The organism is Streptomyces ochraceiscleroticus, from assembly GCF_000720485.1.
Taxonomy (GTDB): Bacteria; Actinomycetota; Actinomycetes; order Streptomycetales; family Streptomycetaceae; genus Streptomyces; species Streptomyces ochraceiscleroticus.
Window position 1 is genome coordinate 18,730 of the sequence record NZ_JOAX01000020.1, and the last position, 13,946, is coordinate 32,675.

A 13,946-nucleotide genomic window follows, 5' to 3' on the forward strand; every position below is an offset into this window, starting at 1 on the left:
CGATGCAGTTCGGCCGCACCTACGAAGAGTTCACCGTCGGCGACGTGTACAAGCACTGGCCCGGCAAGACGGTCACCGAGTACGACGACCACCTCTTCTGTCTGCTCACCATGAACCACCACCCGCTCCACATGGACACGAACTACGCCGAGAAGACGACGGACTTCGGCAAGAACGTGGTGGTCGGGAACTACATCTACTCGCTGCTGCTGGGCATGTCCGTCCCGGACGTCTCCGGCAAGGCGATCGCGAATCTCGAAATCGAGTCGCTCAGGCACGTGGCGCCGACCTTCCACGGCGACACGATCTACGGCGAGACGACCGTGCTGGACAAGACGCCGTCGAAGTCGAAGAACGACCGCGGCATCGTGTACGTCGAGACCAAGGGCTACAAGCAGGACGGCACGCTCGTCTGCGTCTTCCGGCGCAAGGTGATGGTGCCGACGGCCACGTACATCAAGGAGCGCGGCGGCGAGCAGCCCGGCCGCCCGGAGCTCCGGACCCCTGCGGCGAAGGAGAAGTAGCCATGGCGCGCCTGGCACAGACCGAGGGTCTGACGGACATCCAGCGGGAAATCCTCTCCACGGTCCGCGATTTCGTGGACAAGGAGATCCTTCCGGTCGCCACCGAGCTGGAGCACAAGGACGAGTACCCGGCGCAGATCGTCGAGGGACTCAAGGAACTGGGCGTCTTCGGGCTGATGATCCCGGAGGAGTACGGCGGCCTCGGCGAGTCGCTGCTCACCTACGCCCTGACGGTCGAGGAGATCGCCCGCGGCTGGATGTCGGTGTCCGGCATCATCAACACCCACTTCATCGTGGCGTACATGCTCAAGCAGCACGGCACGCAGGAGCAGAAGGACTACTTCCTGCCGAGGATGGCGGCCGGTGAAATCCGCGGCGCCTTCTCGATGTCGGAGCCGGCGCTCGGCTCGGACGTGTCGGCGATTTCGTCCAAGGGTGTGAAGGACGGCGACGAGTACGTCCTCAACGGCCAGAAGATGTGGCTGACGAACGGCGGTTCGTCGACGCTGGTCGCGGTCCTCGTCAAGACGGACGAGGGCCACCCCGAGGGCACGGCCCCGCACAAGTCGATGACGACCTTCCTCGTGGAGAAGGAGGCCGGCTTCGGCGAGGTCCGTCCCGGGCTCACCATCCCAGGCAAGATCGAGAAGATGGGCTACAAGGGCGTCGACACGACCGAGCTCATCATGCAGGACCTCCGGATCCCGGCGAACCGCGTGCTCGGCGGCGAGACCGGACGTGGTTTCTATCACATGATGGACGGCGTCGAGGTCGGCCGGGTGAACGTCGCGGCGCGTGGCTGCGGCGTCGCGCAGCGTGCGTTCGAGCTGGGTGTGGACTATGCCCAGCAACGGCATACGTTCGGCAAACCGATCGCAAAGCATCAGGCCATCCAGTTCAAATTGGCCGAAATGGCGACAAAGGTCGAGGCGGCCCATGCAATGATGGTCAACGCCGCCCGCAAGAAGGACTCCGGTCAGCGCAACGACCTGGAGGCGGGCATGGCGAAGTACCTCGCCTCCGAGTACTGCAAGGAGGTCGTGGAGGACGCCTTCCGCATCCACGGCGGTTACGGCTTCTCCAAGGAATATGAAATCGAACGCCTGTACCGCGAGGCGCCCATGTTGCTCATCGGTGAAGGTACCGCTGAGATCCAGAAAATGATCATCGGGCGCCGGCTACTGGAGGAGTACCGCATCCAGGGGTGAATGTCCGTTTCGGGGTGTTTTCTTCGAGAAGAAGATCACACCCCGTTACCGGACTTCGACCACGGATTGGCGTTGGCTCTTGGCCAGTTGCCGCTCGCAACCGATAGCATCCCCGGAAAGCCGCCGTCCCCCATCCCTACGCGGCATCCTCCGCTACGAAGGTCATCCATGCCCCACAGCCAATCCTCTGCACACCGCGGTCGCGTCCGCCTCGCGCGTGGAGCGTCGCCGTGGCTCCTGCCGACCGTCGCAACGGCAGCGGTCAGCCTGGCCCGCTCCCGGCGCTCGGGACGCTGGGCCGCCGTCGCCGTGCCCGCCACCGCTCTGGCGGCGGGCATGCTGTGGTTCTTCCGCGACCCCGAGCGCGACATCGCTCAGGGCCGCGTCATTTCCCCGGCCGACGGCGTGGTGCAGAGCATCATGCCGTGGAAGGACGGGCGCACCCGCGTCGCGATCTTCATGAGCCCGCTGAACGTCCACGTGAACCGCGCGCCGCTGGCCGGCACGGTCACGTCCGTCGAGCACATTCCCGGCGGCTTCGTTCCGGCGTTCAACAAGGAGAGCGAGAATAACGAGCGGGTCGTCTGGCACTTCGACACCGAGATCGGTGACGTCGAGATGGTGCAGATCGCCGGTGCGGTGGCCCGCCGCATCGTCCCGTACGTCCCGGAGGGCACCAAGGTCGAGCAGGGCGAGCGTATCGGTCTGATCCGCTTCGGCTCGCGCGTCGACGTGTACCTGCCCGAGGGCGTCGAGGCCGCCGTCGAGGTCGGCCAGGCCACCACAGCGGGGGTGACTCGTCTTGACCGTGATTGATCCCGATACCCAGGCGGGCTGGGCGGCCGAGGAGGAGGACGACGACATGCCGCTGTCGACGCGGCTGTCGATAGCGGACACGCTCACCCTCGGCAACGCGATCTGCGGCTTCATGGCCGTCTACTTCACGACCACCGGCGTCCTGATCCCGCACCTCACGGGCACCGAGGACGGCGGCATGGCGCGCCACAGCGCCGCGATGGCCGTGATCCTGATGCTGCTCGCCTCGGTCTTCGACCTGTTCGACGGCCTGGTCGCGCGCAAGCTGCGGGCCTCGGCGATGGGGGCCGAGCTCGACAACCTCTCCGACCTGATCAGCTTCGGCCTGGCACCCGCGTACTTCGTGGTGACCTGGGGCATGGTCGCCCAGGACGCGAACCAGCGGGTCTCGGTGGTCGCGGCGGTGGTGGTGCTGCTGGCGGTGATCCTCCGCCTGGCCCGCTTCTCCTGCGTGACGGTGCCGAACGGGATGTTCCAGGGCATGCCGAGCCCCTTCGGGGCGCTGACCGTCGTGGCGATCGTGCTGCTGGAGCTGCCGTTCCTGCCGACGCTGCTGGCGATCATCGGCGTCGCGTGGCTGATGGTGAGCCGGGTGGAGTACCCGAAGCCGCGGGGGCGCCTCGCGGTCGCGATGCTCTCCTGGATCGTGGCGAGCATGGCGATGCTCGCAGCGTGGGCGCTGGACGCGCCGGCCGGCCAGCTTCTGCTGCAGACGGGCTGCGCGCTGCAGGTCGTGACGGGCGCGATGATTCCGCTCTTCGCCACGGCTCGGCGGGTGAATACGTTCCGGGACAATCGGCGCGAGGCCAGGGCAGCGCAGCTGCCGTAGTTCCGGCGGTGGGTGGCCGACGTACGGAGGCCCGGTACGAGCCCCTCAGGGGGTGCGTACCGGGCCTCCGGCCGTTGTGGGCGGCTGCGGGCCGGAGCGCACGGGGCGCTGCCCCGGACCCCGCTCCTCAATCGCCGGAGGGGCTTGTTCTTCAAGCCCGTCCGGCGATTGAGGACGAGCCCGGAGGGCGATCGGGGTCCAGGGGCGCAGCCCCGGTTTCGGGAAGGGGTGGGTCCGGGGCCTGCTTACCGCGCGCGCCACCGCGGAGGCGCGCCCGATCCCCGGCCCGACGGCTACGCCAAAAAATCCCGCGCGAGGGACTCCGCCGCCTGTTCCAGGAGCGGGCCCGCAAGGGCCATGCAGCGGGCCGGGTCCGGCTCCAGGGCCGTCAGGGGGTAGGCCCGCTCGATCCCGGCCTGGAGGAGCGCCGACGGCGGGAGGAGGAGGCGGCCGCAGACCGCTACGACGGTCAGGCCGCGGGCACGGGCCGCCGCGGCCACGCCCGCAGGGGCCTTGCCGTGCAGCGTCTGCTCGTCCAGCGACCCCTCTCCGGTGATCACGAACGTGGCCCGCTCCAGCGCAGGGCCGAAGCCGAGCACGTCGAGCATGACGTCGATGCCGGGCCGGAACGTCGCCCCCAGTCCGACCAGCGCCCCGTACCCGATGCCGCCCGCCGCGCCCGCCCCGGGCGCCACCGCGTGCTCGGCGGCCTTCGGCCCGACCGCCGCCTCCAGCACCTTCGCGTAGTGCGCCAGCGCCGCGTCCAGCGTGGCGACGTCCGCCTCGCTCGCGCCCTTCTGCGGGCCGTAGACCGCGGGCGCGCCCTTCGGGCCGGTGAGCGGGTTGTCGACGTCGCTGGCCAGCACGATCTCCGTGGCGGCCAGGCGCGGGTCGAGCCCGCTCAGGTCGGCGGTCGCGAGGCCGGCAAGCGGCCCGCCGCCGGGCGCGACCGGCTCACCCCCGCGGTCCAGGAAGCGCGCCCCAAGGGCGGCGAGCATCCCCGCGCCGCCGTCGTTCGTGGCGCTGCCGCCGACGCCGAAGACGATGGAGCGGGCGCCCGCGTCCAGCGCGGCCAGCAGCAGTTCGCCGGTGCCGTACGTGGTGGCCGTCAGCGGCGCGAAGACGCCGTCCGGCAGGTGCTGGAGGCCCGACGCCTCGGCCATCTCCACCACGGCCGTACCGTCGGCGCTCAGCGCGAACGTGGCCGTGACGGGCTCCCCGAGAGGCCCGGTGACCCGCGCCTCGTGCCGGGTGAAACCGGCGGCCAGCGCCGCCGCGACCGTGCCGTCCCCGCCGTCCGCGACCGGGACGGCCGCCACGGAGAGGTCCGGTACGGCGCGCCGCAGACCGACCGTGACGTGCTCGGCGACCTGGACGGCCGTCAGCGAGCCCTTGAACTTGTCCGCGGCGATCAGCACGTGTGCTGCCGGTGCCTCTGTCGTTGCTGCGTCCACGTCCGCCACCCTGACTCCCCTTGCCGTCGCACTGCCGTCGCGCCGCTGTGACCCTATCCGGCGGCGGGCAGGGAGAACAGAGACGCCGATCACGATTTCCACGAAGCGGATTTATTTTTCCACTCACTACGGTCGTACGGTACCCCGCCTCCGCACGCCGCGTCCCGGTTCGGCGCGTTCGGACCCGCGCACACCCCCGCGGACTTCGGTACACCTGTACGCATGACGCCGTCGCAGAGCAGTGCGCCCACCGACGCCGCCCGGCCACCCGGCCTCGCCGACCGGATCCACGGCGGCTGGCTCGGCCGGATCGCCGGGAACATGCTGGGCAAGCCCATCGAGCACGGCGACCTGTGGACCCGCGACCGCATCGACCACTACCTGCGCCGGGCCGACGCGCTGCCGCTCACCGACTACCTCCCCCCGCCCCCGTCCGCCGAGGACGCCGCACAGCTTCGCCCCGAGTGGCGGAGCTGCGTACGCGGCCGGGTCGACGGAAGCTGCCGCGACGACGACATCGACTACTCCGTGCTGGTACTGGACCTGCTGGAGACCCACGGCACCGACTTCACCACCGAACAGCTCGGCACGCTCTGGCTGCGCCGGCTGCCGTACCTGCAGACCTTCACCGCCGAGCGGGCCGCGTACCGCAACCTCGCCACCGGCATCAAGCCTCCGCTCGCCGCCACCACCGACAACCCGTACCAGGAGTGGATCGGCGCGCTGATCAGGGCGGATGTGTACGGCTGGGTCTCCCCCGGCCGGTCCCGCCGGGCGGCCGCGCTGGCCCGCCGGGACGCGGTCCTCTCGCACACCGGCAACGGCGTGTACGGCGCGATGTGGGCGGCCGCGCTGATCGCGGCGGCCTTCGAGGCGAGCGGGCCGCGCGAAGCCGTGGAGGCGGCGCTGGCCCGTATCCCCGCGGGCAGCAGGCTCGCGCGTACCGTCCGGCACACCACGGCGCTGTACGAATCGGGCCTCGCCTGGGCGGACACGCTCGCCGAGATGGAGCGCGAGGTCGGCCATCTGCACTGGATCCACGTGGTCCCGAACGCCGCCGTCCTGACCGCCGGACTGCTCTACGGCGAGGGCGACTTCACCTCCACGATCGCGCTGACCGTACGCGGCGGCCTGGACACCGACTCCAACGGCGCGACGGCCGGCTCGGTGGCGGGCGTGCTGTGCGGTGCGGCGGCGATCCCGTCCCAGTGGACGGAGCCGCTGCACGACCGTCTGCGTACCGCCGTCTTCGGCTTCGACGGCATACGGATCAGCGAACTGGCCGAGCGGACGTACCGGCTGGCGGCCGGCGGCCGTGACAGCCCGGACGGCCCTGACGCCTGAACGCCCGTGCCGCACGCGGCGGATGAGGTTAGGCTCGCGGGCGTGACCTTGGATTACGCCGCTTACATCGCAAGCCTGCCCCGGGTGCTCGCGGGCGCCGGCACCATCTTCCGCGACGCCGCCGGGCGCGTCCTGCTCGTCGAGCCCAACTACAAGGACACCTGGATCCTGCCCGGCGGGACCGTGGAGTCCGACCAGGGCGAGTCGCCGCGGCAGGCGGCCCGCAGGGAGACCGCCGAGGAGATCGGCCTGGACATCGAGCCGGGCCGGCTGCTGGCCGTGGACTGGGTGCGCGGCCGGGAGCGGCCGCCGCTGGTGTCGTACCTCTTCGACGGCGGCGTACTGGACGAGCCGCAGCTCGCCGCGATCCGTCTCCAGGAGGAGGAGCTGCTCTCCTGGCGCCTGGTGGACCCGGCGGAGCTGGGCGCTTATGTGGACGGGCCGTTCGGGCTGCGGCTGGGCGCCGCGCTGGACGCGCTGGCGGACGGCCGCGGGCCGGCCGAGCTGGAGGACGGCGTACCGCCCCGACGCCCGGCCTGACCCGCGGCCCCTCACGCGGTCGCCGTCACCTGCCGCTCGAAGTCGAGCAGGCGGCGCTTGCGGTCCAGGCCGCCGCCGTAGCCGGTCAGGCCGCCGCCCGCGCCGACGACGCGGTGGCAGGGCACGATGATCCCGATCGGGTTCTTGCCGTTGGCCAGCCCCACCGCGCGGGCGGCCGACGGCTTGCCGAGCCGGCCGGCCAGCTCCCCGTACGAGAGCGTCCCGCCGTACGGGATCTCGCACAGCGCCGCCCACACGCGCCGCTGGAACGGCGTCCCGTCGAGGCGGAGCGGCAGGTCGAAGGCGGTCAGCTCGCCGGCGAAGTACGCCCGGAGCTGCCGGATCGCGGTGGCGAAGGGCTCGGCCGCCGGCTCCTCCGGGTGGCCGAAGGTCTCCTGCGGCGGCCGGTGCCGCTGGTCGGTCATGTACAGGCCGGTGAGCGCGCCGTCCCGGGCTACCAGGGTGAGCGGCCCGACCGGCGTCTCGGTCATGACGGTGAACGTACGAACAGACATGAGTGATCCCCCAGTTGTCAGTGGTTCTCAGTCGGTGGTTCTCAGTCGGTGGTTCTCAGTCGGTGGTTCTCGGTCAGTGGCTCTCGATCGGTGGTTCTCAGTCGGTGGGTAGGTGGTTGATCGGGTGGTCGTCGGTGGCCCAGAGGTACTGGACCGCGTACGCGCGCCAGGGGCGCCAGGCGGCGGCCCGGCCGAGCAGCGCGGCCGGCGTGCCGGGCAGCCCCAGGCCCTGCGCCGCGCGGCGCACGCCGAGGTCGGTGGCGGTGAACGCGTCGGGGTCGCCGAGCGCCCGCATCGCGATGCACTCGACCGTCCAGGGCCCGAAGCCGGGCAGCGCGGCGAGGCGGGCGCGGGCCTCCTCGCGGTCGCTGCCGGGCCCGAGCTGCAGGTCCCCGTCGGCCAGCGCGGCGACCAGGCCGGTGAGCGTGGCGCGCCGGGTGCGTGGCATCGCGAGGGTCTCCGGGTCCAGCTCCGCCAGCGCGGCCGCGCTCGGGAAGAGGTGGGTGAGGCCGCCCTCGGGGTCCTCGATCCGCTCCCCGTACGCGGCGGCCAGCCGCCCCGCGTGCGTACGCGCCGCCGCCGTCGACACCTGCTGCCCGATCACCGCCCGTACGGCGAACTCGTCCGCGTCCACGGTGCGCGGCACCCGCCGCCCCGGCGCCTTGGTGATCAGCGGCGCCAGTACCGGATCATCCGCCAGCAGCGCGTCCACCGCCTCGGGGTCGGCGTCCAGGTCGAGCATCCGGCGGCAGCGGGCGATGGCCCCGGCCAGGTCGCGCAGGTCGGTCAGGGAGAGCCGGCAGTCGATGTGTTCGGGGCGCGGGGTGAGCGCCACGATGCCGTGTCCGTACGGGAGGGTCAGGGTGCGGCGGTACGCGCCGTCCCGCCACTCCTCCACGCCGGGGACGGCGGTGGCGGCGAGGTGCCCGAAGAGGTTGTCGGGGCACAGCGGCTTACGGAAGGGGAGGCGGAGGGCGAGGGTGGTGAGCGGGGGCGCGTCGCCGGTACCGCCGCCGCTGCCGCCCGTGCCGCCGGTGTCGCCCTCGTCGGGCCGCGCTGCCGGTCGGGCGCGCTGCCGCAGCTCGCTCGGCGACAGCGCGAAGACCTCCCGCACCGTGTCGTTGAAGGTACGGATGGAGGCGAACCCGGCGGCGAACGCGATCTCCGCCATCGGCAGCGCGCTGGTCTCGATGAGCAGCCGCGCGGTCTGGGCGCGCTGGGCCCGGGCGAGGGCGAGCGGCCCGGCGCCCAGCTCGGCCAGTAGCTGGCGTTCCACCTGCCGCGGGCTGTACCCGAGGCGCGCGGCCAGCCCCGGTACCCCGTCCCGGTCCACCACCCCGTCGCCGATCAGCCGCATGGCCCGCGCGACCGCGTCGGCCCGCTCGTTCCACTGCGGGGAGCCGGGACTGGCATCGGGCCGGCACCGCTTGCAGGCCCGGAAACCGGCCTGCTGCGCGGCGGCGGCGCTCGGGTAGAAGCGCATATTGGCCGGCTTGGGAGGGACCACCGGGCAGCTCGGCCGGCAGTAGATCTTCGTCGTGGTGACGGCGGTGAAGAACCACCCGTCGAAACGGGCGTCCTTGGACTGCACGGCGCGTACGCACCGCTCGGTGTCGGTGTGCATGCCTCAAGGATTTCGCAGGCGGCGCCCGGTGGCTGGCGAGAATCCGACATGGACGTGGCGGTCCAGGGGCCTCCGGGCCCCCTCCCGCGCCCGGTCTATTCCTCCAGCGCCGCCGCGAAGGCTTCCCGGCCCCGGTCGTCGAAGACGACGAAGCGGACCTCGTCCAGCGGGCCGGTGCCGCGGGCGAGCGCCTCGCGCACCGTCCGCACGGCGATCCGCGCGCCGTCGTCCAGCGGCCACCCGTACACGCCCGTCGAGATCGCCGGGAAGGCGACCGTACGGGCCCCCAGACCCACCGCCACGCCCATCGACTCCCGATAACAGGAGGCGAGCAACGCGGACCGGTCCTCCTCCCGTGAGTACACCGGTCCCACCGTGTGCACGACCCAGCGGGCCGGCAGGTCGCCCGCCGTGGTCGCCACCGCCTGGCCGGTGGGCAGCCCGCGGCCGTACCGGGACGCGCGCAGCGCCCGGCACTCCTCCAGGATGCGCGGCCCGCCCCGCCGGTGGATCGCCCCGTCCACACCCCCGCCGCCCAGCAGCGAGGAGTTGGCGGCGTTCACGACGGCGTCCACGTCCTGCTCGGTGATGTCCCCGAGGACGAGCGTCAGCCGCGCGCCCTCGTCGTGCCTGTCCTTGCCCGTACTCATACGGGCATCATCGCGCAGCCGCCGCGCCCGCCGCAGGCTGTGGGGCGGACCCCGGTACGCAGGCGCTCAGCCGCGGGTCTCCCTGATGCGGCGCCAGGCGGCCCTGGCCGCGTTGTGGCCGCACATGCCGTGGACGCCGCCGCCCGGCGGGGTTGCCGAGGAGCAGAGGAAGACGGCGGGGTGGGAGGTGGTGTACGGATTGCGGCGGGGCTTGGGACGGAGCAGGGTCTGCAGGCCGGAGAAGGAACCGACGCCGATGTCGCCGCCGACGTAGTTGGCGTTGCGCGCGGCCAGTTCGGGCGGGCCCGCTGTCGCGCGGGCCAGTACGAGGTCGCGGAAGCCGGGGGCGAAGCGCTCCAACTGGCGCTCGATGGCGTCGGTGAGGTCGCCCGTCCAGCCGTTGGGGACGTGGCCGTATACCCAGAAGGTGTGCTTGCCCTCGGGGGCGCGGGTGGGGTCGATCAGGCTGGGCTGGGAGGTGATGAGGAACGGGCGCTCGGGGGCACGGCCCTCATGGGCGTCGCGCAGCGCGCGGCCGATGTCGCCCTCGGTGGGGCCGACATGGACCGTACCGGCGCGGCGGGCCTCCTCGGAGGTCCACGGGGCGGGCCCGGACAGCGCGTAGTCGATCTTGAAGGCGGAGGGGCCGTAGCGGTACGAGGCGAAGGCGTTGCCGAGCCCCGCGATGCGGGCCAGCGCCGTCGGCGAGGTGTCGAAGATGTACGCGCGGGCGGGCGGCAGGTCGTCCAGGCGCTTGACTTCGTAGTCCGTGTGGATCACGCCGCCCTGGTCACGGAGGTACCCGGCGAGCGCGTCCGGGATGGCCTGCGAGCCGCCGCGGGCGATGGGCCAGCCGTACGCGTGCGCCGCCAGCATGAAGGTCAGGGCGATGGCGCCGGTGGCGATGCCGGTGAGCGGGTGGATGACGTGCGCCGCGCAGCCGGCGAAGACGGCGCGCGCCTTCTCGTCGTGGAAGCGGCGGTTCAGCACGGCCACGGGCGGGATGCCGGCCAGGCCGAAGCGGGCGAGCGTCACCGGGTCGCGCGGGAAGCCCTCGAAGACGCCGCGCATCATGTCGCGCGCGAGCGTGTCCCACTTGCCGCGGAAGGGGTCGACCAGGCGGCGGTACGGTCCGGCGTCGCGGACGCCGAAGGAACGCGCGGTCTCGCCCACGGAGCGGGAGAGCACGGCGGCGCTGCCGTCCGGAAAGGGGTGCGCCATGGGGAGTTCGGGGTGCAGCCACTCCAGGCCGTACCGCTCCAGGGGGAGGTCACGGAAGGCGGGCGAGCCGATCCCGGTGGGGTGCACGGCCGAGCAGGGGTCGTGCCGGAAGCCGGGGAGCGTCAGCTCCTCCGTACGCGCGCCGCCGCCGATCGTGTCGCGGGCTTCGAAGACCTCGACGGACATGCCCCGGCGGGCCAGTTCGACCGCCGCCGTCAGGCCGTTCGGTCCGGCTCCGATCACCACGGCATCGAGCATCGTCGGCACCTGCGCCACTCCCCTCGTGTCGATCCTCCGCGTCGAGGATCAGTCGGCGGCCGAGCCCGTGTCACCTGCCATTGAGCCTGTGTCACCGGCCAGCAGGTCGAGGATACGCCGGGCGGTCGCCTCGTCCCGCGCCGCGGTGAACGGCAGGGTGTTGCCCCCGGATATCCGGAACGGCGCGCCGGAGAGGGTCATGCTCGCGCCGCCCGCCTCCTGGACGAGCAGCAGGCCCGCCGCGTGGTCCCAGGCGTTCTCCCACGTGAACGCCGTGGCCTCCAGAGTGCCGCGGGCGACGGCCAGGTACTCCAGGCCCGCCGAGCCGCAGGGGCGGGGCGCGACGCCCTCGCAGACCAGGCCCGACAGCGCGCGCTTCTCGGCGACGGTGGTGAAGTCGTGGTGCGACATGGCCACTTCGAGGATCTTGCCCTCGTGCGGCGCGCCGGCGCGGAGCCGGCGGCCGTTCAGCCGGGCGCCGCCGCCGCGCACCGCGACGGCCATCTCCTCCAGCGCCGGCGCGTACGTCCAGGAGGCCAGCAGCTCGCCGCGGTGGGCGAGCGCGACCAGGGTCGCGAAACCGGGGTCGCCGTGCACGAACTGCCGCGTGCCGTCGACCGGGTCCACGATCCACACGGGCGCGTCGCCGCGCAGCGCGCCCAGCACCGCAGGGTCGGCGTGCACCGCTTCCTCCCCCACCACGGCCGAGCCGGGCAGCAGGGCGGTGAGGGCGGTCGTGAGGTGCTCCTCGGCGCGCTGGTCGGCGATGGTGACCAGGTCGTGCGGGCCGTTCTTCTCCACCACCTCGTGGGCGGCGAGCTGCCGGAAGCGCGGCAGGATCTCGGCCGCCGCGGCCTCGCGGACGGCCTTCTCGACGGCGTCCAGGTCGACGGCCGCGAGCACGGCCTCCGCCGTCACGGCCGAGCCCGTCATGTCCGCCCTGTCCGTCCTGTCGTCGTTGTTTGCAGGAATCGCAGGAATTGCTTCGATCATGTCTCCATGGAAGCACGGACCACTGACACGGCACCTGGCGTCCAGATGAACCCCAGGTGCACGCGGACAGTGGTGACCTGTGGTGTCCGGTCGGTATCGGGGAGTCAGCGGCCCACCGCGTATCCCTGCATTCCCCGCGGGTTCGCGGCGGCGGACAGTACGCCGGTCTCCGGGTCGCGGGCGACCGCGCACAGACGGCCCTCGGACCAGGGGTCACCGACGGTCACGTCGTGACCGCGCTCCCGCAGCCCCGCGACGACCTCCTCGCCGATACGGGACTCCACCGTCACGCTCCCCGGGCGCATGGCGCGCGGGAAGAAGGAGCCGGGGAAGGAGTCGGTGTGCCAGTTCGGCGCGTCGATCGCGCCCTGGAGGTCGAGGCCGCCGCGTACGGGCTCGCGCACCGCCACGGCCAGGAAGAAGTGCAACTGCCACTGGTCCTGCTGGTCACCGCCCGGCGTGCCGAAGGCCATCACCGGCACCCCGTCGCGCAGCGCCAGGGACGGGGTGAGGGTCGTGCGCGGGCGGCGGCCCGGGGTGAGGGAATTGGGCAGCCCCTCCTCCAGCCAGGCCATCTGCAGCCGCGTACCGAGCGGGAAGCCGAGGCCCGGGATCACCGGGTTGGACTGGAGCCAGCCCCCGGAGGGCGTGGCCGAGACCATGTTGCCCCAGCGGTCGACGATGTCGATGTGGCAGGTGTCGCCACGGGTGGCGCCGTTGCGGTCCACTTCGGGGGCGACGGCGGCCTTGCCCGCGCCCCCGGTGCCGGTCGCGACGGTCGGTTCGCCGGCGCCGGAGACGCCCAGCGCGTCGAAGCCCGGCTCTCCGGCGGCCACGGCGGCGGCGTGCTTACTGAGGCGCGGGGCGCGGCCCTCGGGGCGGCCGGGGCGCAGCTCGTACGAGGCGGTGCCGCCGATCAGCGCCCTGCGCCCGGCGTTGTACTCGGCCGAGAGCAGCGTCCCCAGTGGTACGTCGGCCGCGCCCGCGCCCTCCGCGTCGCCGTACCACGCCTCGCGGTCGGCCATCGCGAGCTTGGTGCCCTCGATGAGGGTGTGGACGTACTCGGCGCTCCCGTAGGCGGGCAGTTCCTTGGGGAGCAGCGCGAGCTGCTGGAGGAGGGCCGGGCCCTGTGACCAGGCGCCCGCCTTGGCGACGGTCCAGCCGTTCCAGTCGTACGTGACCGGCTCCTCGTACGTGGCCCGGAAGGCGGCGAGGTCGTCGCCCGTGAGCGTGCCGGCGTGCCGCTCACCGGAGGTGTCCATGGCGGGGCGCGCGGCGAAGGCGGCCATCGCCTCGCCGATGAAGCCCTCGCGCCAGATGCGGCGGGCCGCGTCGATCTGTGCCTCGCGGCCGGGGCCCGCCGCCTCGGCCTCGCGGACCAGCCGCTCCCAGGTGTCGGCGAGCGGCTCGTTCCGCAGGAGTCCGCCGGGAGCCACGGAACGGCCGCCGGGGAGGTACAGCTCGGCCGAGGTCGTCCACTCGTTCTCGAAGAGCTCGCGGACGGTCTCCACGGTCTCGCCGACGCGTTCGACGGCCGGGTGGCCATTGCGTGCATACCCGATGGCGTACGAGAGGACCTCGGCGAGCGACTTCGTACCGTGGTCGCGGAGCAGCACCATCCAGGCGTCGAACGCGCCCGGTACGGCGGCGGCGAGCGGGCCCGTGCCGGGGACGAGGTCGAGGCCGAGCGAGGTGTAGTGCGCGACGGTCGCGCCGGCCGGGGCGGGGCCCTGGCCGCACAGCACCTGTACGGGGCCGCCGGCCGGGGCGAGGATGATCGGGACCTCGCCGGCCGGGCCGTTCAGGTGCGGCTCGACGACGTGCAGTACGAAGCCGGCGGTGACCGCGGCGTCGTAGGCGTTGCCGCCGCCCTCCAGGACGGCCATGGCGGACTGGGACGCCAGCCAGTGGGTGGACGAGGCCATTCCGAACGTGCCATTGAGGGTGGGGCGGGTGGTGAACAAACTGGC

At 72.7% G+C, this 13,946-nt stretch carries 13 protein-coding genes; 6 read left to right on the forward strand and 7 right to left on the reverse strand.

The window, feature by feature from the left end; translation table 11 throughout:
• The first annotated feature begins 2 nt into the window (after positions 1-2).
• From IG84_RS0123315 to pssA, 4 genes are all read left to right on the forward strand, one after another.
• Positions 3-524: a MaoC family dehydratase gene (locus IG84_RS0123315; protein WP_031060575.1), complete on the forward strand. Its 522-nt coding sequence runs from the start codon at positions 3-5 to the stop codon at positions 522-524.
• A gap of 2 nt (positions 525-526) precedes the next feature.
• Positions 527-1,732, forward strand: a complete 1,206-nt coding sequence (locus tag IG84_RS0123320; RefSeq protein ID WP_031060605.1) for an acyl-CoA dehydrogenase family protein — start codon at positions 527-529, stop codon at positions 1,730-1,732.
• A 168-nt stretch (positions 1,733-1,900) separates the two neighbouring features.
• On the forward strand, positions 1,901-2,548 hold the full coding sequence (locus IG84_RS0123325; protein WP_031060608.1) for a phosphatidylserine decarboxylase: 648 nt from the start codon (positions 1,901-1,903) through the stop codon (positions 2,546-2,548).
• Positions 2,535-3,377, forward strand: coding sequence for a CDP-diacylglycerol--serine O-phosphatidyltransferase (pssA, locus tag IG84_RS0123330; RefSeq protein ID WP_030252842.1), 843 nt, complete (start codon positions 2,535-2,537; stop codon positions 3,375-3,377). The genes IG84_RS0123325 and pssA overlap by 14 nt, the downstream gene beginning before the upstream one ends.
• Positions 3,378-3,670: 293 nt before the next feature.
• Here pssA and IG84_RS0123335 read toward each other — a convergent pair whose 3' ends face one another.
• The gene (locus tag IG84_RS0123335; RefSeq protein WP_031060611.1) at positions 3,671-4,795 is read right to left on the reverse strand and encodes a glycerate kinase; all 1,125 of its coding nucleotides are present in this window, start codon (positions 4,793-4,795) and stop codon (positions 3,671-3,673) included.
• A gap of 258 nt (positions 4,796-5,053) precedes the next feature.
• Here IG84_RS0123335 and IG84_RS0123340 point away from each other — a divergent pair, with 258 nt between their 5' ends.
• Together IG84_RS0123340 and IG84_RS0123345 are read left to right on the forward strand one after the other, a co-directional pair.
• Positions 5,054-6,175: an ADP-ribosylglycohydrolase family protein gene (locus tag IG84_RS0123340; protein ID WP_051862298.1), complete on the forward strand. Its 1,122-nt coding sequence runs from the start codon at positions 5,054-5,056 to the stop codon at positions 6,173-6,175.
• A gap of 42 nt (positions 6,176-6,217) precedes the next feature.
• Entirely contained in the window at positions 6,218-6,715 is a 498-nt protein-coding gene (locus tag IG84_RS0123345; protein ID WP_031060619.1) for an NUDIX domain-containing protein, read from the forward strand.
• An 11-nt stretch (positions 6,716-6,726) separates the two neighbouring features.
• Here the strand turns inward: IG84_RS0123345 and IG84_RS0123350 are convergent, their stop codons facing one another.
• The 6 genes from IG84_RS0123350 to IG84_RS0123375 form a co-directional block, all read right to left on the reverse strand.
• Positions 6,727-7,206 carry a methylated-DNA--[protein]-cysteine S-methyltransferase gene (locus IG84_RS0123350; protein WP_382467523.1) on the reverse strand — a complete coding sequence of 160 codons (480 nt, stop codon included), beginning with the start codon at positions 7,204-7,206 and terminating at the stop codon, positions 6,727-6,729.
• A 121-nt stretch (positions 7,207-7,327) separates the two neighbouring features.
• Positions 7,328-8,854 carry a DNA-3-methyladenine glycosylase 2 gene (locus IG84_RS0123355; protein WP_031060626.1) on the reverse strand — a complete coding sequence of 509 codons (1,527 nt, stop codon included), beginning with the start codon at positions 8,852-8,854 and terminating at the stop codon, positions 7,328-7,330.
• Positions 8,855-8,949: 95 nt separating this feature from the next.
• Positions 8,950-9,504, reverse strand: coding sequence for an O-acetyl-ADP-ribose deacetylase (locus tag IG84_RS0123360; RefSeq protein WP_037800786.1), 555 nt, complete (start codon positions 9,502-9,504; stop codon positions 8,950-8,952).
• A 66-nt stretch (positions 9,505-9,570) separates the two neighbouring features.
• Positions 9,571-10,983: a phytoene desaturase family protein gene (locus IG84_RS0123365; protein WP_031060634.1), complete on the reverse strand. Its 1,413-nt coding sequence runs from the start codon at positions 10,981-10,983 to the stop codon at positions 9,571-9,573.
• Between the two features lie 48 nt (positions 10,984-11,031).
• Positions 11,032-11,916 carry an inositol monophosphatase family protein gene (locus tag IG84_RS0123370; protein WP_051862299.1) on the reverse strand — a complete coding sequence of 295 codons (885 nt, stop codon included), beginning with the start codon at positions 11,914-11,916 and terminating at the stop codon, positions 11,032-11,034.
• A gap of 164 nt (positions 11,917-12,080) precedes the next feature.
• The gene (locus IG84_RS0123375; protein ID WP_031060640.1) at positions 12,081-13,940 is read right to left on the reverse strand and encodes a gamma-glutamyltransferase family protein; all 1,860 of its coding nucleotides are present in this window, start codon (positions 13,938-13,940) and stop codon (positions 12,081-12,083) included.
• Positions 13,941-13,946: the final 6 nt, after the last annotated feature.